Raw genomic sequence first — 26072 nt, 5'->3', positions numbered from 1 at the left:
GACGAAGCCGCCAGCCTGCTACCGGGCCTCCTGGCAGCTACCCGGACCGGACTTCCACCGGCAAGCGACGACGAGCTTACGAACAGCAAGATCCACCGCTATGTCACGGCTTCACCTCCTGCTCTGCTGGGCGCACGAAAATGGCTCAGTGACGATGCCCGCATATCGGTTGGCGGCCACGAAATCGGTGCGGGAATCGACATCGAACTCGAACAGGGATGGTGGTGCTGTCATCGTCTCCTCCGGGGTCATGCGGTGCTCCGGGTCATCGCGAGCGGTAGTGATCGCTCCCTCGGCCATTATCATGCGCACTCCCCGCAAGGTCGATGACCTGGCAGGTAAAGCGCCCCGCCCTGGGCCTGTCGGGTGATCCGGGTGTCCCGAGACTCGCGACGGTTCCGGCTGGACAGTCAGGCCGGCGAGCTGTCAGAGCCGGCCGGGCGGGGCCTGCTGATGACACGCTGCAGACTCGCCGCGGCGGCCCCTGACAGGTGCGACCTATTTGAGCCAACTCAGGTTCGAGGGTCCGTTGTTTGGGAGTGCACCAGCGCCGCTGAGGAGATAGCTCTCGGACTCAGTTGCCGTTGGTCTATTACCTGTCGTGCGCGATCATGGGAACCTGGCTGCAGGTGTGCGTATACGCGGAGGGTGAAGGCAGCGTCCTTGTGACCAAGGTATTCAGCCAGCTCGCGGACCGACACCCCACCGGCGAGCAGGACACTGGCATAGTAGTGGCGCAGCTGGTGGAGGCCCTCCCTGCGAGTCGTGGCATATCGCGCACGCTGACGCCCATCCTTTTCTGGCCCAGGAATGACGCCGGCGACAACTAGCGCTGGTTTCCAGACTGTTTCGCTGTAGCTACGATACTTGACGAATTCGCCATCTCTCCAACGAAAGAGCAGATTACGGGTACGTGGCTTCCCGTCAGGCTTTTCCCATGGGAGAGTATAAGTCAGCGACTCGTAGTGCTGCACATGTAGGCGGATGGCCTGGGCTGCCCAAACAGGCAACGGGACAACTCTTTCCCGGTCGCTTTTGGGTCTGGCATAGACGAATGTCTTGCCGAGTTTCTTGAGCTGACACCGAACTCTGACAACCATCTCATCGAAGTCGATGTCTTCCAGTGCGAGCCCGAACAACTCCCCCTGACGCAGCCCACAGGCAGCCCCCGCAATTGGCACAGCTTTCAGCAGGTCAGGGTGCGCATCGATTACAGCCTGGACGCGTTCGTCGCTCCACGCCTGAAGTTCTCCCGCCTGATGCCGAGGGATTTGGATGATGGCAGACTTAGCTGGATTCTTCTTGATCGCATCGTCAGCAACAGCCAACTGCAGTATGCCTTGCAGGACAAGGAAGGCGGCATTCACCGTGGAAGGCCCGAAGCGATTGCTCAGATCCCGGATCCAGGCCTGAATCTCAGATGGCAGAATGTTCTTGACCTGCCTGTGCGCGAACGCAGGGGATACGTGTAGGCGATACGCGGCCTCGTACCGGAGCGTTGTCGATGGATCAACGATTCTTGAGTTGAGCCAGCGTTCGGCCGCCTCGCCGAACAATATCTTTCCAGCACGTGGATCGATGTAGTCGCCACGATCGCGATCCACCTCCATGGCGGAGGCCTTCTTCTCAGCGTCCACCTTACGTTCGAACGCAGCTGACCGCTCACGCCCGTTCGGCCCCTCCCACACCGCGAGCCATCGTTTTCCTTTGCCGTAGCGCGCTGATCTCACCTTACGAGAGCTGCCGTCTGGCAGGATTTCTCTCTTGTGCCAAAGGTCTTTGACGAACGCCACTCAGCTACTCCTGTTCCTGCACCCATGCCTGGACATCCTCGGGGCGGTACCGAAGATAGCGGCCAATCTTGCGACCCTTGGGACCGATACGACGATGTCGCCACACGTACAGCGTTGCTACAGGCACGCCGAGGAACTCGGACGCTTCTTTCACGCTCCATAGGTGCTCGTGTCTTGCGAGGTCCTTCATCGACTCGCGCGAAGGACGTTCCTCTGAACCAGCTCGATCGAGGAATGTCGGATGCGAACTGTCCCCCGCGGAAGCACCGAAGAGATTTCCAATCATACAAGACCTCCTGACGAGAAGGCGACGTGCCATCCTAGCGACTGTTTGGCCACGCTGCCGTTAAGCATTGGACCCGCTAACAGCGCTCTAATAGATGGCGCAGATATCAAGACTACCGACGCAGTCACTTTGGGCCAGCGCCGCTTTCAACGTAGATGAGCGACCAGCCAGCGGCTATTTCATGCTGAGACACCGTAGGAGGATTGAAGCGACCAGCCTGAGCGACCTTCGGGAATCTCCATGTACCGTTAGTGCTCGACAGATTCAAACACCACGTTTCCAGGTTCCGGGTCGACGATATCGGAAATTCGCTGACTATTGCGTCGCGTGTCCAGCGCTCGTTGACTCCAGGGCCATCCTCTCTTGCGACCAGCTGCGCCCGAGCGAGGCACAGGGCGCCACGCCCTCCTCCCTCAAGACAGAAGCGTGGGAGCGCTCGCCTGGAGGCGCGGATACCGATACGCGGCCCCTGGCAGGCGCGATCTTATGATGCCCGCCGACTTCTATTAATCCTTGAAGGATGGAATATTACCAACTTTTGGGATGAACGTCTAGAGCGGCCGTTGCATGTGATCCCCTGAAGGCCAGCCCACCCGCTCCCGGCAGAAAGGGCACTCCTCATGTCGCAGGCGCTCACTATCGAGGAACTGCTCGCTCTCCCTGCCACCGTGGACTCCTACATCGCCGTAGAACATGCGCAGTTGAACAGTGATCATGTAGATGAGCGCTCCCACCAGGGTCTGATTCAGCCTCTGAACCTCGTGGGCGAGGGTGACTTCGAGGTGGCTCGGCTTGGTGACGATCGCCGCCTCGGCGGTGAAGGTCTCTGGCACCTCCTTGGGGCCGGAGCTGCCGTACTCCTTGTCGTCGACGTAGGCGAGGATGACGTCGCCGAGCAGCAGGCCGCGGGCCATGGCCCGGGCAGCGACCATTATGGCTGCGAGGGTGCCCTTCCTGTCGAAGGTTCCGCGCTCGTACATCTTGCCGTTGCGGATCAGCGGCGGGTCGCCGTCGTAGCCGGCCAGGCTCACCGTGTCCAGGTGGCCGTTGAGCATGAGCGACCGGGTGACACCTGCGCTGCGGACGATCGCAGCAGCAGAGGGTCGGCCGCCGCGCTGCTGGTCAGTGCCTCACCTCGACCCGATCTCGCGATGCAGGCGTGCGACCCTTCTCGCGTCCTGGTAGTCCTCGAGGCTTACTCCCAGTTCAGCGGCTAGCTCCTCGGGAGGCTGCCGGGGTTCGCGGCCTGGCCAGTGCAGGGCTATCCGTGCTGCCAGGGCCTCCAGGTAGTCCAGACGGTCCTCCGGTTCCCGCTCGCTGATCCGCCGGAGTCTGCGGTCGATCTCCTCAACTACGGCGTCGGTGGGGTGGGCGGCGCCTCGGGCGTAGGCGTCGATGACCGGGATGGCGGCTTCCTGCATGCCGGTGCACACCAGTTCCTCGGTGGCGTGGTGGATGAGGTCCGGCACCACCCGTACCGGCGTGCTGGGGATCTTGGTGGCGAATAGGTCGCGCAGGCGGAGAAGGTCGGCCACGATGCTGTGGCGCCGGCGGGATTCTTGTGCGGGTGGGGTCAGGTCGCGTCCGTCGCCCATGGCTTGCAGGATCCGGTGCAGCTTGTCGTATCCGGCGGTCGCCTCGTGCCAGGAGTCGCTGTCCAGCCAGAAGGCGATCGCTTGCTCGGCCGTGTCCGGGTCGACTTTTCGCTGTGCCAGGAAGCCTTCGTAGGCGGTTCGGTTCTTCTCTTGGGTGAGGCGGTGGCGCAGGCGGGCCCAGGCCAGGAGGAAGTGTGCGTACTGTTCGGTGGCGTTGCGGCCTTCGTGGGTGACCGTGCGGCTCAGGTCGTGCAGATCCCGGCCTTCGGCGTCGTCCATGGGGAGCGGGAGTTCTTCCAGGGCGATGCCGAACACGCGGGCCAGCGCGATGGCCTCGTCCACGCTGATCGCACGGCGGCTGCCGTCAGGCTTGGGGTTGACGATCTTGGAGATGGCGGACTGGTGGGTGGGGCAGCCGGCGTTGGTGAGCTCCTGGGCCATGCGTTCCTGTGACCAGCCGCGGCGGCGCATCTCCCAGGCAATGCGAAGGGCGACGTTCTCCTCGCTGAGGCTGCGTGCTCCCGACTGATTGGTCTTGTCTGGATCACTTCGTTTCTCGGCTGCCGACACGCGTCACTCCTTGACACCATCCGAGTTTCATCCTGAAGAGATGGAAGATTACCAACGATCGGGTTGATGGGCCACCATCGATCATGCCATCCTGATCGCGAGCGTCAACCCATCCCATTCGCGATGAACCGCTCGGCGCTGTCCGACACGGCCCGGGCGGATCACTCATCAGAAAGGCGCGTCCTCATGGCCGAGGCATTGACTACCGCGGAACTGCTTGCTCTGCCCGTCACCGTCGACATCGTGACCGCCGCACGAGCGTTCGGCATCGGCCGGACCAAAGCGCACGAACTCGCCCGCAAGGGCGAGTTTCCCTGTCCCGTCCTCCGGGTCGGCCACACCTACCGGGTCGGCCGCGCCGCCCTCCTTCGCTGCCTCGACATCGACGACCCCGCACTCACACCCGCATCGCCAGCCCAGGCCACCGACCTCGCCTCCTGAACCGAGGTCACCCGATGACCACTCCGTTCACGCACATCCTGCAGGCCCTCTACGAAAAGACCGGCTACGCCCCTCGCGGCTCACGCACTCAGAAGAGCTCGGTCTGTCCCGCCCATGACGATCGGCAGCCGTCGTTATCCGTCGGCGTCACGAGCGACGGCATCGTCATGATCACCTGCCACGGCGGACCGAAATGCTCCGTCCAAGACGTCATGCAGTCGCTCGATCTGCCCATGTCCGCTCTATGGCCCGAGCACTTACGAAACCCACACTCCCCCAGGCGCTCTGGCGATCGCTGGATGCCCTGTGGTCACGACCGGGTGGCCGAGTACCTCTACCGGGACGAACAGGGCACCGTCCTGTACGGCGTCGCACGGTGCAGCCGGAAAGGGAACGGCTGTCAGGGTTTCCGCCAGTGGCGACCCGACCCGGCCAAGCGCTCTGGCCGGCGCTGGGGCCTGTACGGCGAGGACGGCAGCATGGCCGTGCGCCTGGTGCCCTACCGCCTGCCCGACGTCATCACCGCCGTCCACCAAGCCCGGGTCGTGATGATCACGGAAGGCGAGAAGGACGTCGAAGCCCTCCGCGCGCATCCGGGTATCACCGCGACCTGCAACGCCATGGGAGCCGGGAGATGGCAACCGGACTTCACACGCTACTTCCACGGCGCCGATGTCTCCATCGTCGCCGACCGCGACCAGGCCGGGCGTGACCACGCCCTCACGGTCGTGGAAAACCTCATGCCCGTGGCCCGCTCCATCTACGTGCTGCAGGCCCGGCACGGCAAGGACACCTCCGACCACCTCTCCGCCGGTGGCACAATCGGCGACTTCATCGAGGTCTGGGCACCCAAGCCCTGCACTCTCCAGGGAATCGGCGGGTGACCGCCGGAAGTGGGCCGAACTGGGCCCCGGACATCACGAAACCAGGCAAGCCACCAAGCGACCACCCGGACCAGGAGCTCTGGGATGAGATCATCCCTCTCGGCTCACGGCTCGTACCTCCCGCGTTCCCTCTCGACTGCCTGCCGTCGTGGCTGGAAGAGATCGTCAAGGCAGTGGCCGAAGAGACCCAGACCGCCCCCGACATCGCCGCGACCTTCGCCCTGGGTGGCCTGTCCACCGCGGCCAGCGGCAAAGCCGTGGTCCGGGTACGCGGCGGCTGGCACGAGCCGCTCAACCTCTTCCTCACCGCGGTCGCTCCGCCCGCCACCCGCAAGTCGGCCGTCTTCCGGGCCATGACCGCGCCGCTCTACCGGGCCGAGCAGCAACTCGTCACCGCCGGCCGGGCCGAAGCACGGCAGACCGAGCTGCTCCGGTTGCAACTGGAACAGGCCGACAAGCAAGCCAGAACCAAGGCCGTGCGCAGCGGCTCGGCCAGCGACCTGGCCGAGGCCGAATCCACCGCCCTCGCCCTCGAAGAGGCCGTAGTCCCTCCCGAGGTCCAGCTGATCGCCAAGAACGTCACCCCCGAGGAGTGCTCCACGATCATGTCCGAACAGGGCGGCCGCCTAGCCATCCTGTCGGCCGAAGGCGACCTGTTCGACATCGTGTGCGGCCGTTACAGCAACGGCGTGCCCGCCCTGAGCCCGTTCCTCGAAGCCCACGCCGGCGACGTGCTCAAGGTCAACCGCCGCGGCCGGGCCGAGTACGTGCGCTCCCCCGCTCTGACCATCGCCGTGTGCATCCAGCCCGCCGTGCTCACCTTCATCGCCCAAAAGCCCCGCCTGCGCGGCCAGGGCCTGCTGGCTCGTTTCCTGTACTCGCTGCCGAAGGACACCGTCGGCTACCGCAAGACCGAACCCGACCTCGTACCCGAGCAGGTACGGCACGCCTACGAGCGAAATATGACGCACCTGGTCATCAGTCTGGCCGAATGGGAGCGGCCCCAGATCCTCGACTTGTCCCCAGCTGCCGCCAAGCTCGTCACCGAGTTCCAGGACGAGATCGAGCCCAAGCTCCGGGCAGGCGTCGGCGAGCTCGACAACCTGCGCGACTGGGCGGGCAAGCTCGTCGGCGCCGCCGTCCGCATCGCGGGCCTGCTGCACCTGGCCGAGCATCTCCATGACGGCTTCCGTAAGCCCATTGTCGAAGAGATCATGCGGCAGGCCATCGAGATCGCCCGCTATTACATCGCCCACGCCGCGGCCTGTTTCGGCGCGATGGCGGAAGATCGGCACACCGAACTCGCCCGGGATGCCGTGGCTTGGATGACCAAGAACGAGAACGTCAGGACGGCCCGGCAGTTCAGCCGGCGCGATCTGCACCGCGGCATGCAGACGAAGCTCAAGGACGCCTCGACTGTCACCGCCGTGCTGTCGCTGCTGGACGCGCACGGCTACATCCGGGCCCTTCCGGAAGCGGCTCGCGGGTCGCGAGGTGGGCGCAGACCTTCCCCGAAGTACGTCGTCCATCCCGCGCTCTTCGCCCAGCCGTGACAGAACGGCCACAACCCAAACGACCTATGGAAACAGGCGAGACAAATGGTCCGACAGAACGGTGACGAAATCACCGGCAGCGACAGAACGTCTTCCAGCGCGTCGTATACGCCTTCAAGCTCATGCACGAGTGCGATTCTGTCATTCACCCAGACCATTCGTCAGCGTTGCGTCATTACACAGCTAAGTGCCGACGAGCCTGGTCACAGCAGGTGGGCGGTTTCTGTCACTTCTGTCATCGCCTCAAAGTCTTTAGTGACAAGATGTGGAAATTATCAAGAGTTGAGTTCGAATCGTCCTTAGCATCTGGTTGCCACCCTCAGCTTCGACTTAAGACGCCCCAGAAGGGCCCCTTCACCCACCGGGTTCCACGTACGGCACCGGCACTACCGCCTCTCACGGATTGAGGACCGCGATGACCTCCTTACCTCTCTCCTTAAGCGGTGACCCCACCAAGGTCGCCGACGTCTTGGGCAATCTAGACGGCTCTACCACGCGTTTCCTGGCCGCCCTACTCGACCAGCCGCGCAAGGCTCGGGTTATTTCGCAGGCCCGGCGACCCGCGGTCACTGCGTTATCTCGGGAGTGCTGCCTACGCATGGGTTTCGCCGTCGACGACATCGCGTTGGTGCGCCGCTCCCAACTGATCACCGACGCAAGAGAGGCGGTGATCTCGGCCAACAAGGTCGTCCTCGATATCGGCCATCCCCTAGTGGCCGATCTCGACCTCGGCACCGACATTCCGCTCGGCTACCTGCTCGGTGAGATCGAGCAACGCCGGGAGATCCTTCAACGGGGTGTGCGGCCGTGGTCATGGGGATGTCTCGATCCTTTCAAGACGACCCGGGCCAGTGCCTGGCGCTCGTATTTGATCATCACCAGCGGCCAGCCCCTCTGCCATGTCGAGGAGGTCTTCCACCCCGATGTGATCTCACCGCCGCCTGCTGCATCCGGTCCGAAACTATGACGATCGCCTTGCACGGCTGCGGTGAACGTCGGACGCTGTCGCCGCCACATAGGCGCGGCTTGGCCGGAAGACGGTTCCTTCGTTGCGACGCTGAACGCTACAAGGGCAGGAACGCCGTCGAGCGGGCGATCAGCCAGCTAGGAACGTTCAGGGCTGTTGCCAGGGCTCGGAGGCCATCAGGACGGCCATTGTCCCCGGCCGTGTCGCTCCAACCGGCGTCGCCTGGCGCGGCCGGACCCGCCGCTGGCTGAGGCAGGTGGCCGCACGCCACTGACCCGCTGCGGCGGCGCCTATGAGCTCGCCCGTCGCCCACCCGGTGACGATGTTCCGGCCTGTACCGGGACGAGTCCCGCTGGGCCGCCCGCACCTCGGCCCTGCACCAGGCCAAGGTCGACGGGCGGCTGCCCGTCGACGATGTGATCGTCGGCCTGGCCGTCGCGTATCTGCCCCGACCCGGGGAGTTGCCCGGCGAACTCCCGCAAGCCGCTAGCCTCATCCACGCTGCCCGGCTGTTTCCTGGTCGCGGCTCGGGCGCGGACCTCGGTTGTCTGGATGCTCCAGGTGGCGGTGGGCGCTCGTGCGCATCGCAGCCGGTGCCTGCGAGGTGCAGGGCCGGCCACGATGGTCAAGAGGGCATGGGCACTCGTCTTGGCGTGAAGACCGCCACGGCTACGGGCGGCCTTCCACGATCAGCGTCCCCACGTTCTCCGGGTTCGAGGCGAGCTCCACCCTCGCGTGCGCCTCACGAAACCCCGCCCCGGTCAGCATCCGCACCCACACCTCCGGCTCGTACGTCCATCGGTAGATCCACACCTGCCGGCCGGTGAAGCCCGCCCCGTACATGCCCTGGACGCCGGCGGTGCCCGGCACAACGGGCGCACATGAGAACACCAGCTTGCCGCCAGGAGCCAGGCGCGCACGCACGAGCGGCATCCACTGGTCAGGGTCGGTGAACCACAGCGCGCCGAAGATAGAGTGGATCGCCTCCCAGCCGCGCTCGCTGCCGCTGAGGAAGGCGATCGCATCCGCGTGCACGAAGTGCGCATTCGGCAGGTGCCCCCACTGCTCGCAAGCGCCCTCGATCTGCACGGGCGACAGGTCCACGCCGGTCGCATCGATGCCCTTGATGGCCAGCGCGGCGACCGCGTGGCCGCGGATGGAGCCGAGCTCCAGCGCCGTGGCCGGGTCGCCGGCCAGTTCGTCGCCGGGGCCGTGGCCTTCGGGTCCAGCCGAACGCGTTCTTCAGCGGGGTCTGCGGCGCGTCGGTCTTGCGGATGCCGGTGGCGTAGCGGTCCCAGTAGGCGACGCGATCGGTGACGGCGGGCCGGTCGTGTTCGCTGGGCTCGGCGGGCATGGCGGGCACCTCGGTGCGCGAGGGACAGGAGCAGCGTTACGCTAGCCCGCCGCCATCAGTGCTCGTCGGGGAACCAGCCGCTCTATACCCGCGCGGAGCGAAGGGCCGGGAACGCGTGGGGAGCGATGTGGGCGATGCTCATTGAAGTGGGTCTCGTAGATCGCCAACACGCCTTGTAAGTGGCGAGCGTTGACGATGAGAATCCGATTGACAAGTTCTCGGCGCAGGCCTGGTGAGCGCGCTCTGGCCGCAGGGCCGGCCGTCTGAGACCGAGAACGTGACCGTCAGGACCGCTGGGCAATGCAGCTGGCGCGATCTCCACCGCAGGATGTAGACGGAATTCAAGGATGCCTCGACCGTCACCGCCGTGCTGTCACCTCCTGGATTCCCACGCCTCCATCCGCGCCCTTCCCGAGCCCTCCCCCCCGGTTCGCGAGGCCGGCGCGGACCTTTCCCTCGGTACGCCGGCGGCCCTCTCCTCTTCGTAAATCCATGACAAAACCGCTACGGCGGTGATGGCCTGCGGAAACGGCTGGAACAAAAGGCAAGACAGAACGGTGACAGATCTCATAACAATGACAGAACCTCTCCCCTCGCTCGTCTTCACCCAGAGCTAAAGGCGGGAATCGGGTTCTGTCATTCACCGAGCAGATTCGTCGTATTTCTGTCGCTGTTACGTCAGACGCCAACGCCCCAGATCAGCGCAGACTTCCGACGTACTGTCAGTTCTGTCCTCAGCTTCAGGTAACGAGCGAAGAGGAACGAGATACGGGACCGGAGCGTTCTCGAATAACACCTGAAGCGAACATCACCTTGGTAGAATCGCCTGTATGGAGACCAGCGCCTTACGAGTGGACAATTCACACACCATCCATCTGGCGGGCACCAGCGTCGACCGATACGACGTAGAGCTCCCCGCACCGGCCTGTCACACGGCGATCGCAGGCTGGGACCCCGCGACGACTGCGCACCTCGACCGCGCCGGTGAACTGCCGCCGATGCCTACAACTCATCGAACGGCAGCAACTTCCAGCCATCCTTCAGGACGTAATCTTCTGACCGTTCGCGAGGTAATCGAACTGCGCGACCGGCAGACAGCCGACAAGGCCGGGTCCGACGGCAAAAGCGTCTCACCCCACGCAGGTGAGACGCTTCCGCCGGGGCAGCAGCCGTCAACCGCCGGTCTGGTCAAATCTCGAGGCGCGCATGACGCCTCACACCCTGACCAGGGTGCACACTCTCGTAGCCGTCACGAATCCCGCAAAGACGGAAAGGGTGCAGGGTAGGGAGCGGTCGGCACCCAGACCGCCTTCGCCTGGGTGTACTCGCCCAGCACATCAGGGCCGGATGAACGGCCCCAGCCCGAATCCCCGAACCCACCGAACGGTGCCGCCACATGGATCGTCTTGTAGGAGTTGATCCAGAACGTGCCGGCCCGGACCTCGTCGGCGATCCGGTGCGCCTGCTCGACCGACCGCGTCCAGACCGCTCCAGCCAGTCCGAACTCGGTGTCGTTAGCCTGCCTGACCGCGTCGGCCTCATCGACGAACGTGCTCACCGCCAGCACCGGACCGAAGACTTCAGTCCGGGAAACCGTGTGATCGGTGGTCACGTGGTCGAGCACGGTCGGCTCGACCCAGTAGCCTCCCTCGCGCAGCCCGTCCCGTTCGCCGTGCCTGCTGACCCGCGTGGCGCCTTCGCCGACCGCCTGCTCGACCAGCCCGCACACGTGCTCGTACTGCCGGGCGTTCCCGACGGGGCCGATCTCGACCTCCGGATCCAGCGGGTCGCCGACCCTCAGCAGGGCGGCCTTGCGAACGACTTCGGCGACGAACTCCTCGTGCAGGTCAGCGTGCACCAGCAGCCGGGAACCCGCCACGCAGGACTGGCCGGCACCGGCGAAGATCGCCGCGAGCACGCCGTCGGACGCGGCGTCGACGTCGGCGTCGCCGAAGACGATGTTCGCGCTCTTACCTCCCAGTTCCAGCAGCGCCGGGACGCCTCTGGAGGCCGCTGTCGTGGCGACGGTACGGCCGGTGGCCACCGAGCCGATGAACGCCACCTTGCGCACCCGGGGATCGGCCACCAGCGCCTGCCCGACCGTCTCCCCCAGCCCGCTTGCGACACTCAGCGCTCCCGGCGGCAGGCCGGCCTGCTCAGCCAGCCGGGCCAGCACGATCGTGGTGGCCGGTGTGAACTCGCTCGGCTTCAGCACCACGGTGTTGCCGCAGGCCAGGGCCGCTGCGGAGTTCCACGCGGCGGTGAACAGCGGAGCGTTCCACGGGGTCAGCAGCCCGACCACGCCGTACGGCACACGGCGGGTGTAGGTCAGCCACGGTCCGGGGACGGGCAGCGTCTGGCCGGTGATCTTGTCGGCCCAGCCGGCGTAGTAGTCGAAGAAGTCGGCGGCCCGCAGAGCCTCCACGCGGCTGTCGCGCAACGGCTTGCCGGCCGTCGCCGAATCCAGCCTCGCCAGTTGTTCGGCCGACTCCCGGATCAGCGCGGCCAGACGGCGCAGCGCCTCCGCGCGGCCGAACGGGCCTGCTTCCTGCCAGGGCCGCAGCGCCGCAGCGGCGGCATCGATCGCGGCGGCCGTGCCCTCGGCGCCGATGTCTCGCCAGGTGGTCAGCAGTTCCCCGGTGGCCGGGTAGCGTGCTTCGACGGCCGCGCCGCGCCCGGCGAGGTGCTGACCGGCCGCGTACCCGCCCAGTCCCTCGGGCAGGGCTTCGCTGAGGATGGTGGCGGCGGTGGCGGCGGTCGCGCTGAGTCCGAGCGATCGCGAGTCGGTCACTGATTCCTCCCGGTCTGAGTCAGCACCCCGGACGAGGCGGCGATCACTTGGGCCACTCGGTTGAAGTCGGCGTCCGGCGACAACTGCCGCGCGGCCTCCTGCCAGGCGCGGCGGGTGGCGTCGATGACGGTCATGGCGGTGCCGGTGCTCGCGGCCAGGTCGACCGCCAGGTTGACGTCCCTGGCCATGAGCCTGACCGGGAAGCCGGAGTCGTAGGTGCCCGGCAGCACCCAGCGCGGGAAGTTGACGTCGGTCGCCGCGTTGCGTCCCGAGCCGCTGTTCAGCGCGGCGACGACCTTGTCGGCATCCATGTCGTAGGCGGCGGCGATGTCGACGGCCTCCGCGCACAGCGCGATGGCCCCGGCGCACAGAGCGTTGTTGAGCAGTTTGGTGACGTTGCCCGAGCCGGGGCCTCCCATGTGTCGCCATCCACCGGCGGTGATCGCGTCGAGCAGTGGAGCCGCCGTGGAGACGGTTTGCGGCGCGGCGCCGACGAACGCGGCGAGGGTTCCCGCGGCGGCACCGGACGGACCGCCGGACACCGGCGCGTCCACGAACACGACGTCGTGTGCCGCGGCGTCCGCGGCCAGGCCGACGCTGGTTCGCGGGCTGGAGGTGGACGTGTCGACGATCAGCCGTACCGAGTCCAGTACCAGGAGTTCGGGGACGACGACGCTCACCTGCTCAGCGCCGGGGAGGGAGAGCAGGACCTGTTGCGTTCCGGCCAGGTCCGCGATGGCGGTGACCGTGGTGACACCGGCGTCGCGCGCCCGGGCCAGAGACTCCTCCGACGGGTCGTGGCCCAGCACCGACCAGCCGCGCCGGACGAGCATCGCCGCCATCGCACCTCCCATCGCGCCTAGGCCGATCACGGCCACCGACTCTGGTGTGGTCTCGCTCATTCCTGTCCTTTCCGGGATATCAGTTCGTCTTACGGACCGGCTCAGTGCCGTTCGAGCCAGTCGCGTACGACCGTGAGGAACGGTTCGGGGCGCTCGATGAAGGGGAAGTGGCCGCACTCGGGCAGGACCGCGAGCGCCGCGCCCGGGATGCCGGCGGCGAGCCGCTGCGAGCAGAGTTCCAGCGGAAGGATCCAGTCGTCGTCGCCGGAGACGACGAGCGTGTCGCCGGTGATCTCGCCGAGCCGTCCGCTGACGTCGTAGGCGCTCAGCGCCCGCAGGTGTGCCGTGTTGAACGCCTGCGCGCTGAAGTGGGTGCCCTCCGACGCGCGGGCGACCAGTTCGGGGGTGGGCGCGTGGAAGTACAGCGGCAGCAGGGTGCGCCACAGGTCGGCCCACTCCTCGTCGTCGGCCTGCGGCCGGGCCAGCCGCACCCGCACCGCGTCCACCTGTTCGGGGGTGCCGCGCCGCGCCGCGTTCTCGGCGATCACGTCGCTGTGGTCGAGCTTGGGCGCGGTCGAGACGAGGATCATCGGCCGGCCGGCGCCCGACGGGGTCAGCGCGTACTCCAGCGCCACGTAGCCGCCGTAGGAGTGGCCGACGATGACCGGGTTGTCCAGGTCCATCGCCTCGATGACCTCGTCCACCTGCCGGACCCAGACGGTGTTGTCGTGGATCGCCGCGTAGTCCAGGGTGCGGTCGGACCTGCCGTTGCCGACGAAGTCGAGGTAGATCACCCGGTGGCGGTCGGCCAGCGTGTCGAAGGCCGGGCGCAGGTAGCCGTGGTCGAGTCCCAGGCCGCCGTGCAGCACGAGGATCGGCCGGCCGGATCCGGCCTCGGCCACGTACGTGTCACCGACCGAGGTCGGAATGGTGGTGCTCATCGTGATACCTCCTGATCGCCGGACGTGGTGTTTCTTGCCAGGCGTAGCCGGGCCCATGGGAGCAGTGCGCGGCGGCCGCGCCGGTGGTTGAGCAGGTCGAGCCCGACGGACGCGATCAGTGCGACGCCCTGGGAGATCTGCTGCCAGGCGTTCGCGACGTTCATCATCGTGAGGCCGGCCTGAAGGATGTTGAGGAACAGTACGGCGAGCAGTACCCCGAACAGCCGTCCCCTTCCGCCGGTGAAGGCGACCCCGCCCAGCAGTACCGCGGTGAGCACCTGCAGCTCGAAGCCGACGCCGAGGGTGCCGGGAGGCGCGCTGTTGAGACGAGAGGCGAGGATGACCCCGGCCAGGCCGGCCGCAAGGCCGTTCAGGGTGAACAGCACGAACCGGATCCGCCGCAGATTGAGTCCGGCGAGGTAGGCGGCCTCGCGGTTCATGCCGACCGCGTAGATGTGCCGCCCGGTGGGGGTCAGCACCAGGAACGCCCCGCCGAGCGCGAACACCAGTATGGCGATCCAGATCGGGATGGCTATGCCGAGGAACGTGCCGTTGCCCAGGCGCAGGAAGCCCTCGGTGAAGCCGAACACCGGCGCCGTGGTGATCAGGTAGGTCAGTCCCCTGGTGATGTTGCCCATGCCGAGCGTGACCACGATCGAGTTGATGCCGACCACGGTGACCAGGAAGCCGTTGACCGCTCCTGCGGCGGCCCCGGCCGCCAGGCCGACGAGCACCGCGGTGGGCGCGCCCCAGCCGCTGGCGGCCATGAGGTACCCGGCGGTCACCGCGGAGACGGCCTCCAGCGAGCCGACCGACAGGTCCACCTCTCCAGAGATCACCAGCAGCGTGCTGGTGACCGCGACGATGGCCAGCACGGTGCTCTGCAGGGCGATGTTCTTGAGTACGTCGACGGTCAGGAAGGTGGAGTCGGCGGAGGTGAACACGATCAGCAACACGGCGATGCCGATGACGAGGCTGTTGCGGACGAGAAGTGCCCCGACGCGCTGCGCGGTCCACCCCGGCTCTCCGTGACCGGCGGCACTCACGTCCGGCGCCTTGACCTGGCTCATGATCGGGAGACTCCTTCCGTCTGGGGTGCGGCGGGCACCGGGTCGAGGACGCCGAGATGAGACAGGTGCAGCATCCGGTTACGGTCGAGCGGCTCAGCCGGGAGCTCCGCCACGATGCGGCCCCGGACCAGCACCAGAACCCGATCGGCCAGCAGCGCGACCTCGTCAGGATCCGACGTGGTGAACACGACCGTGCGGCCGGTGAGAACCTCTTCCGAGCGCAGCGTCTGGTAGATGTCGGCGCGGGCGCCGACATCGATGCCCTGGGTCGGTTCGTCCAGCAGCAGGACGCGTACCCCCTGGTAGGCGGCGAGCCACCGGCTGAGCACCAGCTTCTGCTGGTTGCCGCCGGAGAAAGCCCGCGCCGGCAGCGCCGGGTCGGCGGGATGCAGCCGCACCTGGCCGGCTCCGGCGGCGAAGCGCCGTCGCTCGGCCGCGCGATGCCTCAGCAGCGGCGGGCCGAGCTGTCCGAACGCCGGTTGCAGGACGTTGTCCGCCGCGTCGAGGTCGGTGAAGACAGCTTGCCGGGCCCGGTCGCCGGGCACCAGCGCGATCCCGGCGCGCAGCGCCGCTCTGGGGCTCGACCGGCGCGGCACCGTGCGGCTGCCCACCTGTACGGTGCCCGCATCGGCACGACGGGCCCCGTACAGCGTCTCCAGCAGCTCGCTACGGCCCGAGCCGACGAGACCGAAGATTCCGACCACCTCACCCTCGTGGCTGGTGAAGGTGATGTCGTCGAAACGTTCGCCGGACAGCCCGGACACGGTCAGCATGGGGGCACGCCGCTGCGACGACGCGGGCCCGGCGACGCGGCGCGGAGCCGGAAGGCGGCCGGTGATGGCCTCGGTGAGCTGCTCGGTCCGCACCGAGCCGACCGGCTCGTCCAGCGCGACCACGCCATCGCGCAGCACCGTGATCCGGTCGCAGAGGTCGAACACGTCGCCGAGGATGTGCGTGATGAACAGGACGTGCACCCCGCTCGCGGCGATGCGCCGTACGACGTCCTTGAGTTTTCCGGCCTCGCGGTCGGACAGGGCGGCGGTCGGCTCGTCCAGGATGAGCACGCGGAGGCCGGGGCGCGAGGTGGCCTTGACGATCTCGACCAACTGCTGGCTCGCGATCGGCAAATCGCCGACGATCGTGTCCTCGCGCAGGCCGTGGTCCGGGCCGAGGACGCCGCTCAGCGCCTGCCTGGTACGGCGCCGCTGTTCGGCTCGGGCGAGCAGCGGGCCACGGCGCAGCTCTCTGCCGAGGAAGACGTTGTCGGTGATCGACAGGGACGCGACCAGGCTGAGGTGCTGGTAGATCACCGCGATCCCGGCCTCGGCCGCCCGCTGAGGGGTCAGGCCGGTCCACACCTCGCCGTCAAGCTGGATCGTTCCAGAGTCCGGCGCGTGGGCTCCGCTGAGGCATTTGATCAGCGTGCTCTTGCCCGCGCCGTTGGCGCCCAGCAGGGCGTGCACCTGCCCGGGCTCGCAGCGCAACGACACGCCTTTGAGCACTTCGTTGGCGCCGTAGCTCTTCCGTACGCCGTCGATGACGAAACTCATGACGACCCGCTACGCCAGGTCCGACAGATAGGCGGCCAGCTTGTCGGTGTCCCCGGCGGTCAGCGCCTCGATCTCCATCTGCACGATGGGCGAGCTCGCGGTGCCGGCGGCGAGCGCGATCGGGTGCTCCACGCAGACCTTGGCCAGCTCGGAGATCCGCAGCGCGGAGCTGCAGCGCAGCATCGTGCCCTGCTGGACGAGTTCCAGCGCCTCCTTGGCGCCGTCCTGCCCGCCGATGAAAACGCTGGGGTCGTTCTTGTCGAATCCCGCGTTGACGAAGGCTCGGTAGGCGCCGGTCGCGCCGTCGTCGTTGTAGCAGAGCACCACGTTGATGTCCTTGCGGCTGCTCAGGATGGACTGCATCACCTGCAGGCCGGTCGCGGGGTCGCTGGCGGCCTGGGTCGCGACGATCTCCGCGTCGGGTGCGCTCTGCTTGAGGCCCTCGATCATGCCGTCGCACCGCTCGATGCCGATCGTGCCGGACTCGCGGAACTCCAGCAGGACGACGTTGGCCCGGCCGCCGTGCTTCTCGGTGACCCACCGACCGGCCTGCTGGCCGAGCTGCAAGCCCGACTCCTTGTTGTTCAGCAGGACCGAGCCGCTCTGGTTCTGCATCTCACCGGCGTAGGTGACCCATACCAGTCCGGCGTCCAGCGCGGACTTGGCGACCGGTTCGAGGCTGGTGACCTCCATCGGCAGCACGGTGAACGCGGGGACCTTCTGCGCGATCCAGCCCTGCAGGTTGGCGAGCTGCTTGTCGAGCTGCGCGTCGTCGACGGCGGTCAGCAGTTCGGCGCCGGCTGCCTTGGCGGACTGCTCGGCGAACTTCATGATCGTTGACCAGAGTGGGACCGTGTTGAACGGGTGGTCGAAGCCGACCTTGGTCACGTTCTTGCCGCCGCCCGCGGAGGGCGACGCGCTTTCGGGGTCTGAGCCGCAGGCGGCCAACAGCGGAGCGGCGGCGCCGAGGGCGGCGACGGTCGTGGCGTAGCGGAGGAAGGAACGGCGAGACTGGCCAGTCATCAGATCTCCTTGAGCTGAGTCAGGGGGTGCCCTGGGAACAAGTTCGGGGGCGAGGCGGCGTACACGGCTTCGCAGGCTGAAGTCAGCCGGCCTCGGGAAAGGGCTCTTCACCACGGACGCCGACGGCGGGACACCGCAGGCGTGGCGACGGCCAAAGGCAACTGGGCATGCGCCGGTATGGGCTCGGCGCGGAAAGGGTGGAATTCGGGTGACGACGAAACGGCGTCAGTGGTAACGCGTCGCAGGCGGACTATAAGCCCTGCGAGCGGACGACTAGGCTGCGCACTCCGAGCATGCTCACCTCCGCTGGTCAAACACGTCGAGCGCGTTCCACAGCGCCTGGGTGCGCTGGTGGGCGTTCCGCGCGTCAGCGGCGACGTGCGATTCGATCCCGGCAAGCAGCCCGTAGACCACCGAGGTGGCCGCAGTGACGGACTGGAAGAACGACACCCCCTCGCTGGGAACCGTGATCAGGTACGTGGCCGCGGAAGCCAGCCGGGTGTTGGCGGCGTCGGTGATGACCACGACCGGCACGCCTGCTTCACGCACCGCCTCGGTCAGTACGGCGATCTCGCGGAACTGCTTCCAAAAGCTGATCGCGACCAGGCAGTCTTCTGGACCGAGCCTCCCGGCCGCCGAGGCCAGGTGTACTCCGCCGCGGCCCTCCAGCGTGAACGGCAGGCCCATGGTGCTCGCCAGATGGGTCAGCACGTGCGCCGGGGCGGTGAACGAGCCAGAAGCCACGACGAGGGTGCTGCGGGCTTCCGCCATGGCGAGCGTCGCCGCGTTCACTACCTCGGGGTCGACCAGTTCCAGCGCCAGCGTGAGGTTGCTTATGTCGCGCCGCACGGCCTCGTACACCGGGCCCATCGCACCGCCGTCGGCGTGCTCGGCTTTGGTCTGGTCGGTGCTGAGGCTGGCCAGGTAGTGTGCCCGCAACTCCTGTTGCAGCGCCGGCCAGCCTCGGTAGCCCAGTGCCTGCGCGTAGCGCACCACGGTGCTGGACGTGGTGCCTGCCAACTCGGCTACCTCCGCAACCGGCGCGTAGGAGCATCGTTGTGGATTGGCGGCGAGGGCCCGAGCGACGCGCTGCATGGTCGGGGATATGCCCTGATGTGAGTCCCCGCCCCCGAGCCAGGCCGGGATCGCCCGATCTTGCATCGCAACAATCCTTCCAACAGGGGGTGATTGGAACGATAGTTGCACAACCTGAGTCGATTGAGAAGAGGTGCTTTGTAACGGATGGATTCTGGAGCTCGCACCGCCGGAGCATGATTTTCACGTCGGCGTGATGGCCACAAGATCAGTCCGGGTGCTGGCCCAACCTCGATGACCCACCCCATGCCGACCGTGTCGGCTCACCGATGCTTCCCGTGCCGTTATCCAGAGAAGGCTTGGCGGTGTGCTCGCCGCTCCTCATCGTCGCCGATAAAGGTGGGCGTCGGGCGATGCAGGACTCTTTCAGGAGACACCGTTGGCGGGATACCTGAGCTGCAGGCGGACCGGCTCGGTCAGTACGGCGCGGGCTCCGTCGAAGTCGGCCAACCGGGCCGCCACCGTGGCCACCGCCAGCCGTTCCGGCAGGACTGCGGAGAACTTCAGCCCGTTGACGGCGCGGCGATCGACGTCCGGCAGCACCAGAATCTCCCCGTCACCTACGCTGCTGCGGGCCTCCTGCCAGGCTGTAGGCGTCAGGTCCTCGCGCAGCCGTACGGAGAAATCTGTCGGACGCTGAACCGGGTCGGCGATCGAGGGCAGCGTGGCGGCGAGCGTCGTGTTGGCGCGATAGCCGGCCCAGGTCCACCACCGCACGTCGTCACCCGCCCGGGTGATCAGCGTTCCTCCGGGGTGCACGAGGCCGGGAGCCTCCTCCTGCCGCCATTCGGCGAGTCTCGCCTGCGCGCGGCGGGTCAGCGAGACAGGAGGCTCCGCACCGAGCAGGACCTCTCGCATGGCCTGCGTCAGGGCATAGGACAGTCCGGCGATGCCGCCGCTCGTCCACTTGGCGACACCACCGCTGTTGGCGGGCTCGACGAAGGCCCGCCTGCGCGCCCAGTCGATGAATGTCACCCGCCAACTCCGGCCGCCGAGCAGCAGCAGGCGAGGGCCCGTTCGCTCCTCGGTCAGCACCGAGGGGTCGGTGCGGCCGATCTCCTGGCGTCCGGCCAGCACGGTGAATTGCGGCGGCGCGGTGAAGGAGGCTGTCAGCTCGATGAAGTTGCGCCGCCCGAAGTGTTTCTCGGCTTCGGGGCCGATGAACAGCATCCCGCCGTCCTCGTCCAGGAACCCCTTCTCAACCATGTGCCGCACGATGGGAGCGGCTGAGCGGTCGAAGGGTGCCAGGCCGTTCCACTCCTGCGGCCACACGTGGTTGCCGATCCGGTGCTGCTGGAGGGTGACGGCGAGCAGTTGCTGCGCCACCAGGTGGCGTGGTTCGGACGGTGCAGTGACCGGTTCGACCCAGCCGCGGCCCCACAGCAGGAGCAGGCCCGCAGCCTGGAGCAGGGATTCTGCCTCGGTTGCGAGGAACAGGCAGTTGCGTACGGTGCCGGCTCGCCGGCCGGTGCGTCCGATGCGCTGCAGGAACGAGGCGACGGTGCTGGGCGCGTCGATCTGGATGACCCGGTCCAGGTCGCCGACGTCGATGCCGAGTTCCAGGGTGGAGGTGGAGACGATGACGCAGTCGCGGGCTTCGGCGAAGGCTTGCTCGGAGCGGGCGCGTTCGTCGGCTGATAGGGAGGCGTGGGACAGGAAGACGTTCACTTCGCGGGCGCGCAGGGCTGCACCGAGTTGCTCCACCTGTCGCCGGGAGTCGCAGAACACCAGGCGTTTCTCGCCCCGGTGCAGTGTGGCGATCAGTTTTGCGGTGTTGTCCAGTGAGCCGACGTAGTCGAGTTCGACATCCCCGGCCGGGCGGAAAGCCGCCGGGAGGGAGGCGTTCAGGGAAGAGGCCGCGTGACCGGGAACGTCGGGGTCAACAGTGGCGGTGGTCGCAGAAGGTAGATCAGGTGCCACCACCTGGCCGGTTCGCTTTCCGGCGCCGGCCCCCTGTAGCCATTCGAGCAGCTGGTGCGGGTTCCCGACGGTCGCCGACAGGCCGATTCGCTGGAGGGGGTGGCCGGTCACGCGCTCCAGCCGTTCCAGTACGGCCAGCAGGTGCCAGCCGCGGTCGTCGCCGGCGAAGGCGTGCACCTCGTCGACGACCACTGCCCGGACTCGGCCCAGTAGGTGTGCGTGGTCGGTCTTCACGCCGATCAGCATCGCCTCGAGCGACTCGGGGGTGGTGAGCAGGATGTCGGGCGGGTCGGTGCGGATCTTCCGCCGCTGGGATTCTCGGACGTCGCCGTGCCAGAGCGAGGCCCGGCGCCCGAGCCACTGGGCGTAGGAGTCGATGCGCGGCAGAAGGTTGTTGAGCAGTGCCTTGAGTGGACACAGGTAGAGCACCGACGTACCGGTCCAGCTCCGTTGTGCCATCACGGATAGCAGCGGGAAGCAGGCCGCCTCGGTCTTGCCTCCCGCGGTCGGGGCGAGCAGGACGGCGTCCTCGCCCTCCATCAGCGGTCCGATCGCCGCCCGCTGCAGCGGGCGCAGGTCGGGCCAGCCGAGGCTGTTCACGATGTGGTGCAGGACGACCGGGTCGAGCCGGTCCAGCACGTCGCCGGGCCCGCTGCCGGACGCCATCACAAGTCCAGGTCGACGTCGTCGGCCGAGGCGGCGAGGTTCCGTTCGGTGTCGGTGAGTTCGTCGCTCCGCACGGTCAGCGTGTAGTGCCGCCGGGGGTCGAAGTCGTCGAACTGGTCGATGCGGTCGAGCACGTCGCCGACGAGCTTCTTCAGGAACAGCCGGGGAGCCACGCCGACCTTGCCGCCCAGCGCTCCGCCGACCGCCCGCGCCAGGTCGTCGATGTAGGCGTCGGCGGCGAGTTCCTTGATTCTTTCCGGGGCGTCGGCTCCAGAGGCGTAGAGGTCGCGGACGGTCACGCCCAGGTTCACCAGGGATTCCAGGGTGAAGCCGGGCAGCCGGAGCTGCACCGCGCGCGGGTTGTCGAAGCGCGGATCGGTGGTGAAGTCGGTCGCCAGCCGCTGGGCCAGCGGTGCCAGGCGCTGCACTCCCTGTTGCCCGTCGTAGAACGCCGGAGTGCCGGTGATCACCAGATACAGGCCGGGGAAGCGGCCCGAGTGCACCTCGTCGATGAGCTGCCGCAAAGCGTTGAGCGCCTTGTCGCGCGCATCGGCGCGCACCCGCTGCAGGGTCTCGACCTCGTCCAGCACGACGAGGAGCCCGGGATGTCCGGAGTCACGCAGCACCGTCAGCAGCCCCTGCAGGAAGCCGAGCGCACCGAAGTGGTCGAGATCGCCGCGCACGCCCGCGAAACGGCGCGCGGCCGCGGCAACGTGCGGCTGCCCACCGAGCCAGGCCAGCACCGCGGCGGCGGTCGCCTCGTCGCCCGCGGCGAGCGCGGCCCGGTAACCGCGCAGCGCGGCCGCGAAGGACGGTGCGTGCCGCGATACTTCGGTGAGCCGGGCGACCAGCAGCTTCTCCACCTCGGCGCTCAGATCGTTCTCGTCCGCCCCGGCGGCGAGGGCGTCCTCCTCCAGCGCGTAGAACCACGCATCCACCACCGACCGCAGCGCGCTCGGCGGAAAGCTGGCGGTGGTGAGCCGTTCGGTCAATCGCCGGTAGACGGTCTCCAGCCGGTGCAGGGGCGTCTCGGTCTCCGAAATCTGGATCTCGGAGACGGCGAAGTTTCGACGTTTGGCCCGCTCCCCCAGCCACCGGGCGAAGAAGGTCTTGCCGGAACCGTATTCTCCCCGTACGGCCTTGAACACCGACGCGCCTGAGGCGACCGCGTCCAGTTCGGCGTCCAGCGCCGATTCGAACCTGTCGAGGCCGGTGGCGAGCAGATCGAGCCCGCTCTCGGGTACGGCACCGCGCCGCAGCGCGTCGATCACGGCACGGCGGCGCACGGCGCTGACCTGGGCGGAGCGGGACGACCGAGCGGTGTTCACGCCTGCCAGTCTCCCATCGTGCTTGTCATGTCAGTTCGAACTGGTCACGCAGGAGCCCTGTGTTCAGCCGCAGCGTGCGCCCATCGGCCAGGGTCTCCAGGACCTGCACCCCGTCATAGTTGAGAAGCTGACGCAGGACGGCGGCGAAACCGTCGGCTCGCCCAGGCGGATAGCCGACGCGCTGGGCCAGCGCCGTGACCGGGAGAGCGCCGGCGTCGAGCAGGGCCCGCACCGCCGTTTCGACCTTGTCCAGTGGCGGCTTGCGGGCCAGCAGTCCCACCTGCGCCTGGAAGATCTCCGATGCCAGCAGGGCATCGACCAGGGCGTCGTCGGGCGAGGCTAGACGAGGGGCGAGGAGTGCGTCATCACCTCCGGGAGCCAGCACTACGTCGAAGAGCGCGTCGCCCATCGCGGCCTGCGCCAGCGCCGCCTTTGACGGCTTGGCGCGGCGCTTCGGCTCGGGCGCCACGACGGGGATCGGGGTGGCGGGGCGGGCAGGCGCCGTCTCATCGGACCACCAGGCCGGGCGCTGGTCGCCGAGCTCGCGCCATCCCTTGGGCGGCTCCGCCCCGAAGGGCAGGAAGGCCAGGACGGGGATGGTGACCTCGGCGAGCGAGGCGCCGCCGTGATAGCCGGCCTTCTGCGCGGTGTAGCGGGAGTCGGTGTCCCACAGCGCTACGATCTCGGCGCCCGGTTGCGGCCACACGACCCGCGGCCCGCGCAGCACGATCTCGGTCTCGCCCAGCGGGCCGCCGGGGGTGCGGTGCCGGGCGGAGGCGATGCCGTTGCCGTCGAGCTTCGTACCGTGGCGGTCCACGACGTGCCCGTGGTCGCTGGTGAGGATCACCGCCATGCCTTGGGCCGCGGCCACGCGCAGCAGTTCTCGCAGTTTCCCGATGTGGTCGAGGCGCCATGCGCCGTCGCCGAGCTTTTGTTCCTTGGCGAGCCGGTCGTCGATGGTGTTGAGAACGACCGCCACGTGTGTGTGCTCATCGGCGAGTGCTTCGGTGAGTTCGGGTCCGAATGGGTCGCCGACGCTCTGGCCGCGCAGGTCGTCCTTGTGGAAGACCGCAGCGCTGGCCCCGCCCCAGAAGCGGTGCGCGGGAAACAGTCGCTTCTCGTCGGCCTGTGCGCCTTTCAATAGCTTGCCGGCGAACAGCGAGGTGCGGGAGATCGCGGTCAGCGTCGGGAGGGCGGCGGCCATGGCGCGCCGCCGCGGGGGCCGGTTGGCCAGGTCCGGCAGCGGGTCGTACTCGGCCCAGTGCCGGCGCAGCTCTTCGCCAAGCTCGGTGGCGATCGCAGCGCTCATCCCGTCCAGGATCAGCAGCAGCACGCGCCGCCCGGTCTTGGCGGCCACGACCGGTTTCACGACGCGGGCGAGGAAGGTTTCCACGGTCAGCATCGAGCCGGGGTCGGTGCCCGCGGCGGTCCAGATGGCGAGGGTTCGTGCGAAGGCTTGGTCGATCTCGCGCCGTCGTTGGCGCACGCGGGTGCCGAGAGTGTCGTAAGCGGCTTTCAGCTCGGAGTCGGGATCGCCTCCGGCCTCGATGTGCTCCAGGGCCTGGTCCACCCAGCCGGTCTCGGTCAGCTGGCGTTCGATCGCCGCCGCGACCGTTTCCGCGCCGGTGGCGGGGTCGGCGGCGAGCCATCGCGCGAGCCGCTGTCCCATCCGGGCACGCTCGATGCGTACTTCCGCGTCCGGGTCGGCGGCCAGGCGGTGAGCGGCCAGTTTCGCGAGGGCCTGGGTGAGCGCGTGCGGTTCTTTTCCGGCCAGCGCCCGACCGGCCTGTGCGAATCGGGCTTCCAGGCCGGCCGCCAGCACAGGGCTGGCTTCTGCCGCGGTCTCGGCGCCGAACTGCCGGGCCAGCACGGCGGCCCGGTCCAGCACCGTGCTGGACAGGCGGCGCGCGTCGCGCGCCGCCTCCTGTTCTGCGCCGGTACGGCCCGCCTCCAGCAGCATGCTGACGAATTCCTCGCAGGAACGGCCGAACGCGGCCACGAGCGCATCGAGGGCCTCGCCGGTCGCAGGTGGCTCCTCGCCGAACCACCGTTCGGCCCGTCCTCGTACCCGGTAGGTGGGCGCGTCGGGCTCGGCGTGCTGCCACAGTGCCGCGCACACCAGCCCGAAGGGCACCGCGTCGGCCCCGTGCTCAGCTTCCACCAGTGCGAGCAGCGCCCGGCCGGCGAGCCCCGCCTGGTCCTCCTCACCGAGGAATGCCGACAGCCCGGCGCGTTCCGGGCCGCGCAGTGCCAGCAGCCGCTCCGGTCCACCGGGGATGAGCGACCACCGCAGCAGCGTGTGGGTGTCGAGGCTGTTACCGCTCGGCGTCCGGCTTGCGCCCGGTGTCGTGTCGGTGTCGTAGCGGCCGAGGCGCAAACGGCGCAGGGCGAGCGCCGACAGTGCGGCACGGCGCGACAGCACCCCTCCAGCCAGCGGCGGCCAGCCTCCCGGCGGGGTGGCGTCGTCCGAGCGTGGGGCGACCGGCTCGGGCTCGGGCGTGAGGAACTTGTCCGTACGGTCGGCGGCTATCGGATCACTCCGGCGCGCTCGGCCTCACTCACGCCGGTGGAGATCACTTTGCCTTTCCCCAGCCGTGGCGCCACCGTGGTGGCGCTGCTGCGCGCCCTGGTGGCGGGACGAGCCCTCCTCCTTCGTACGCCCAATACCTCTCCGGAGGTGACCAGCCTGGTGGCAGCGCTCGGCCTGGCCGGTCACCGGGTGACCTTGCAGGAGGGCCAGTTATCGATGCGGCCCAGTGCCGCCACCACATCCACCGGCCCAGTTCGCTGGCAGGTGCCGGGCGACAAGATCGAGGCTGGGACTCTGCTGTGTGCTCTGGCCGCCACCGGCGGAGATGGGCATGTCACCGGCGTCGACCCGGCCCACCTGCGACCGCTGCTGAACCTGCTGATCGAGCTGGGCTTCGCTCCCGCCGCCCGCGGCAAGGGGGTAGAACTGGCCGCACCCGCCACGCTGAGCGGCGCCCCGATGCGGGCGATCGCCTCCCTGGCTTCGCTGGCCGAGAGCGACTGCCTGGACGCCGACTTCGAGCCACCCCTGATGGCCCTGGCCCTCACCCTGCCCGGCCGGCACACGTTCGCCGATGAGATCAACCCCGGCCGGCACGCCAACCTGCTGCCCCAGCTGCGGCGCCTGGGCGCCGTCATCACCGAGACCTCGCCCATGACCTGCCATCTGCGCGGCCCGCAGCGCCTGAGTGGAGCCGAGGTCGTGGCCACCGACATCCGCACCGGCTCGGCGCTACTGCTGGCCGCACTGACGGCGCGCGGGACCACCAGGATCGACGGCTTGGACCAGGTGCAACGCGGGCACGCCGACCTGCCCGGAAAACTGCGCTCGCTGGGCGCCGACATCACCAGTGTCGCCTCCGAGGACTGAGTC

The 26072-nt window shown here is 68.0% G+C and carries 21 protein-coding genes; 5 read left to right on the top strand and 16 right to left on the bottom strand.

Annotated elements, in window-relative coordinates; genetic code table 11:
• Window positions 1-111: 111 nt before the first annotated feature.
• From ACZ6YG_RS10835 to ACZ6YG_RS10815, 5 genes are all read right to left on the bottom strand, one after another.
• Complete coding sequence (locus tag ACZ6YG_RS10835; protein WP_466017837.1) at window positions 112-306, bottom strand: hypothetical protein; 195 nt, start codon at window positions 304-306, stop codon at window positions 112-114.
• Between the two features lie 206 nt (window positions 307-512).
• The gene (locus ACZ6YG_RS10830; RefSeq protein ID WP_466017836.1) at window positions 513-1793 is read right to left on the bottom strand and encodes a tyrosine-type recombinase/integrase; all 1281 of its coding nucleotides are present in this window, start codon (window positions 1791-1793) and stop codon (window positions 513-515) included.
• Between the two features lie 4 nt (window positions 1794-1797).
• The gene (locus ACZ6YG_RS10825) at window positions 1798-1983 is read right to left on the bottom strand and encodes a helix-turn-helix transcriptional regulator (RefSeq protein WP_466018164.1); all 186 of its coding nucleotides are present in this window, start codon (window positions 1981-1983) and stop codon (window positions 1798-1800) included.
• Window positions 1984-2630: 647 nt separating this feature from the next.
• Window positions 2631-3134: a M20/M25/M40 family metallo-hydrolase gene (locus ACZ6YG_RS10820; RefSeq protein ID WP_466017835.1), complete on the bottom strand. Its 504-nt coding sequence runs from the start codon at window positions 3132-3134 to the stop codon at window positions 2631-2633.
• A 75-nt stretch (window positions 3135-3209) separates the two neighbouring features.
• Window positions 3210-4244, bottom strand: coding sequence for a helix-turn-helix domain-containing protein (locus tag ACZ6YG_RS10815; protein WP_466017834.1), 1035 nt, complete (start codon window positions 4242-4244; stop codon window positions 3210-3212).
• A 186-nt stretch (window positions 4245-4430) separates the two neighbouring features.
• Between ACZ6YG_RS10815 and ACZ6YG_RS10810 the strand changes: the two genes are divergently transcribed.
• The 4 genes from ACZ6YG_RS10810 to ACZ6YG_RS10795 all read left to right on the top strand — a co-directional run bounded on the left by ACZ6YG_RS10810 (window position 4431) and on the right by ACZ6YG_RS10795 (window position 8089).
• Complete coding sequence (locus ACZ6YG_RS10810; RefSeq protein WP_466017833.1) at window positions 4431-4685, top strand: DNA-binding protein; 255 nt, start codon at window positions 4431-4433, stop codon at window positions 4683-4685.
• Window positions 4686-4699: 14 nt separating this feature from the next.
• Complete coding sequence (locus ACZ6YG_RS10805) at window positions 4700-5569, top strand: hypothetical protein (RefSeq protein ID WP_466017832.1); 870 nt, start codon at window positions 4700-4702, stop codon at window positions 5567-5569.
• On the top strand, window positions 5566-7122 hold the full coding sequence (locus ACZ6YG_RS10800) for a YfjI family protein (RefSeq protein WP_466017831.1): 1557 nt from the start codon (window positions 5566-5568) through the stop codon (window positions 7120-7122). The genes ACZ6YG_RS10805 and ACZ6YG_RS10800 overlap by 4 nt, the downstream gene beginning before the upstream one ends.
• A 415-nt stretch (window positions 7123-7537) precedes the next feature.
• A complete protein-coding gene (locus ACZ6YG_RS10795) occupies window positions 7538-8089 on the top strand; it encodes a chorismate pyruvate-lyase family protein (protein WP_466017830.1) in 552 nt (183 codons plus the stop codon).
• A gap of 669 nt (window positions 8090-8758) precedes the next feature.
• Here the strand turns inward: ACZ6YG_RS10795 and ACZ6YG_RS10790 are convergent.
• From ACZ6YG_RS10790 to pglZ, 11 genes are all read right to left on the bottom strand, one after another.
• A complete protein-coding gene (locus ACZ6YG_RS10790; RefSeq protein ID WP_466018163.1) occupies window positions 8759-9217 on the bottom strand; it encodes a class I SAM-dependent methyltransferase in 459 nt (152 codons plus the stop codon).
• A gap of 1475 nt (window positions 9218-10692) precedes the next feature.
• Window positions 10693-12234, bottom strand: a complete 1542-nt coding sequence (locus ACZ6YG_RS10785) for an aldehyde dehydrogenase family protein (protein ID WP_466017829.1) — start codon at window positions 12232-12234, stop codon at window positions 10693-10695.
• The gene (locus ACZ6YG_RS10780; RefSeq protein ID WP_466017828.1) at window positions 12231-13136 is read right to left on the bottom strand and encodes an NAD(P)-dependent oxidoreductase; all 906 of its coding nucleotides are present in this window, start codon (window positions 13134-13136) and stop codon (window positions 12231-12233) included. Before ACZ6YG_RS10780 ends, ACZ6YG_RS10785 begins: the two co-directional genes overlap by 4 nt.
• Before the next feature lie 41 nt (window positions 13137-13177).
• Window positions 13178-14017 carry an alpha/beta fold hydrolase gene (locus tag ACZ6YG_RS10775; RefSeq protein WP_466017827.1) on the bottom strand — a complete coding sequence of 280 codons (840 nt, stop codon included), beginning with the start codon at window positions 14015-14017 and terminating at the stop codon, window positions 13178-13180.
• Complete coding sequence (locus ACZ6YG_RS10770; RefSeq protein ID WP_466017826.1) at window positions 14014-15087, bottom strand: ABC transporter permease; 1074 nt, start codon at window positions 15085-15087, stop codon at window positions 14014-14016. Before ACZ6YG_RS10770 ends, ACZ6YG_RS10775 begins: the two co-directional genes overlap by 4 nt.
• A complete protein-coding gene (locus tag ACZ6YG_RS10765; protein WP_466017825.1) occupies window positions 15084-16637 on the bottom strand; it encodes a sugar ABC transporter ATP-binding protein in 1554 nt (517 codons plus the stop codon). The genes ACZ6YG_RS10770 and ACZ6YG_RS10765 overlap by 4 nt, the downstream gene beginning before the upstream one ends.
• Before the next feature lie 9 nt (window positions 16638-16646).
• Window positions 16647-17660 (bottom strand): sugar ABC transporter substrate-binding protein, encoded by a 1014-nt coding sequence (locus tag ACZ6YG_RS10760; protein WP_466017824.1) that lies wholly within the window; start codon window positions 17658-17660, stop codon window positions 16647-16649.
• 297 nt (window positions 17661-17957) lie between these two features.
• Window positions 17958-18821 carry a MurR/RpiR family transcriptional regulator gene (locus tag ACZ6YG_RS10755; RefSeq protein ID WP_466017823.1) on the bottom strand — a complete coding sequence of 288 codons (864 nt, stop codon included), beginning with the start codon at window positions 18819-18821 and terminating at the stop codon, window positions 17958-17960.
• A 300-nt stretch (window positions 18822-19121) separates the two neighbouring features.
• The gene (locus ACZ6YG_RS10750; protein WP_466017822.1) at window positions 19122-21341 is read right to left on the bottom strand and encodes a DEAD/DEAH box helicase; all 2220 of its coding nucleotides are present in this window, start codon (window positions 21339-21341) and stop codon (window positions 19122-19124) included.
• Window positions 21341-22669 carry a BREX system ATP-binding protein BrxD gene (brxD, locus tag ACZ6YG_RS10745; protein ID WP_466017821.1) on the bottom strand — a complete coding sequence of 443 codons (1329 nt, stop codon included), beginning with the start codon at window positions 22667-22669 and terminating at the stop codon, window positions 21341-21343. The genes ACZ6YG_RS10750 and brxD overlap by 1 nt, the downstream gene beginning before the upstream one ends.
• A 25-nt stretch (window positions 22670-22694) precedes the next feature.
• A complete protein-coding gene (pglZ, locus tag ACZ6YG_RS10740) occupies window positions 22695-25199 on the bottom strand; it encodes a BREX-2 system phosphatase PglZ (protein WP_466018162.1) in 2505 nt (834 codons plus the stop codon).
• Window positions 25200-25202: 3 nt separating this feature from the next.
• Between pglZ and ACZ6YG_RS10735 the strand changes: the two genes are divergently transcribed.
• Window positions 25203-26069: a hypothetical protein gene (locus ACZ6YG_RS10735; protein ID WP_466018161.1), complete on the top strand. Its 867-nt coding sequence runs from the start codon at window positions 25203-25205 to the stop codon at window positions 26067-26069.
• The last annotated feature ends 3 nt before the right edge of the window (window positions 26070-26072 follow it).

The sequence above is a fragment of the Nonomuraea sp. NPDC054003 genome (assembly GCF_055585125.1).
This window is presented reverse-complemented; position numbering and strand designations above follow the sequence as displayed.

Excerpts from the sequence above, each read along its gene's own strand:
- ACZ6YG_RS10835 (WP_466017837.1), bottom strand. The coding sequence starts at position 306 with ATGATAATGGCCGAGGGAGCGATCACTACCGCTCGCGATGACCCGGAG.
- ACZ6YG_RS10825 (WP_466018164.1), bottom strand. The coding sequence starts at position 1,983 with ATGAAGGACCTCGCAAGACACGAGCACCTATGGAGCGTGAAAGAAGCG.
- ACZ6YG_RS10820 (WP_466017835.1), bottom strand. The coding sequence starts at position 3,134 with ATGCTCAACGGCCACCTGGACACGGTGAGCCTGGCCGGCTACGACGGC.
- ACZ6YG_RS10810 (WP_466017833.1), top strand. The coding sequence starts at position 4,431 with ATGGCCGAGGCATTGACTACCGCGGAACTGCTTGCTCTGCCCGTCACC.
- ACZ6YG_RS10805 (WP_466017832.1), top strand. The coding sequence starts at position 4,700 with ATGACCACTCCGTTCACGCACATCCTGCAGGCCCTCTACGAAAAGACC.
- ACZ6YG_RS10795 (WP_466017830.1), top strand. The coding sequence starts at position 7,538 with ATGACCTCCTTACCTCTCTCCTTAAGCGGTGACCCCACCAAGGTCGCC.
- ACZ6YG_RS10780 (WP_466017828.1), bottom strand. The coding sequence starts at position 13,136 with ATGAGCGAGACCACACCAGAGTCGGTGGCCGTGATCGGCCTAGGCGCG.
- ACZ6YG_RS10775 (WP_466017827.1), bottom strand. The coding sequence starts at position 14,017 with ATGAGCACCACCATTCCGACCTCGGTCGGTGACACGTACGTGGCCGAG.
- ACZ6YG_RS10770 (WP_466017826.1), bottom strand. The coding sequence starts at position 15,087 with ATGAGCCAGGTCAAGGCGCCGGACGTGAGTGCCGCCGGTCACGGAGAG.
- ACZ6YG_RS10765 (WP_466017825.1), bottom strand. The coding sequence starts at position 16,637 with ATGAGTTTCGTCATCGACGGCGTACGGAAGAGCTACGGCGCCAACGAA.
- ACZ6YG_RS10760 (WP_466017824.1), bottom strand. The coding sequence starts at position 17,660 with ATGACTGGCCAGTCTCGCCGTTCCTTCCTCCGCTACGCCACGACCGTC.
- ACZ6YG_RS10755 (WP_466017823.1), bottom strand. The coding sequence starts at position 18,821 with ATGCAAGATCGGGCGATCCCGGCCTGGCTCGGGGGCGGGGACTCACAT.
- ACZ6YG_RS10750 (WP_466017822.1), bottom strand. The coding sequence starts at position 21,341 with ATGGCGTCCGGCAGCGGGCCCGGCGACGTGCTGGACCGGCTCGACCCG.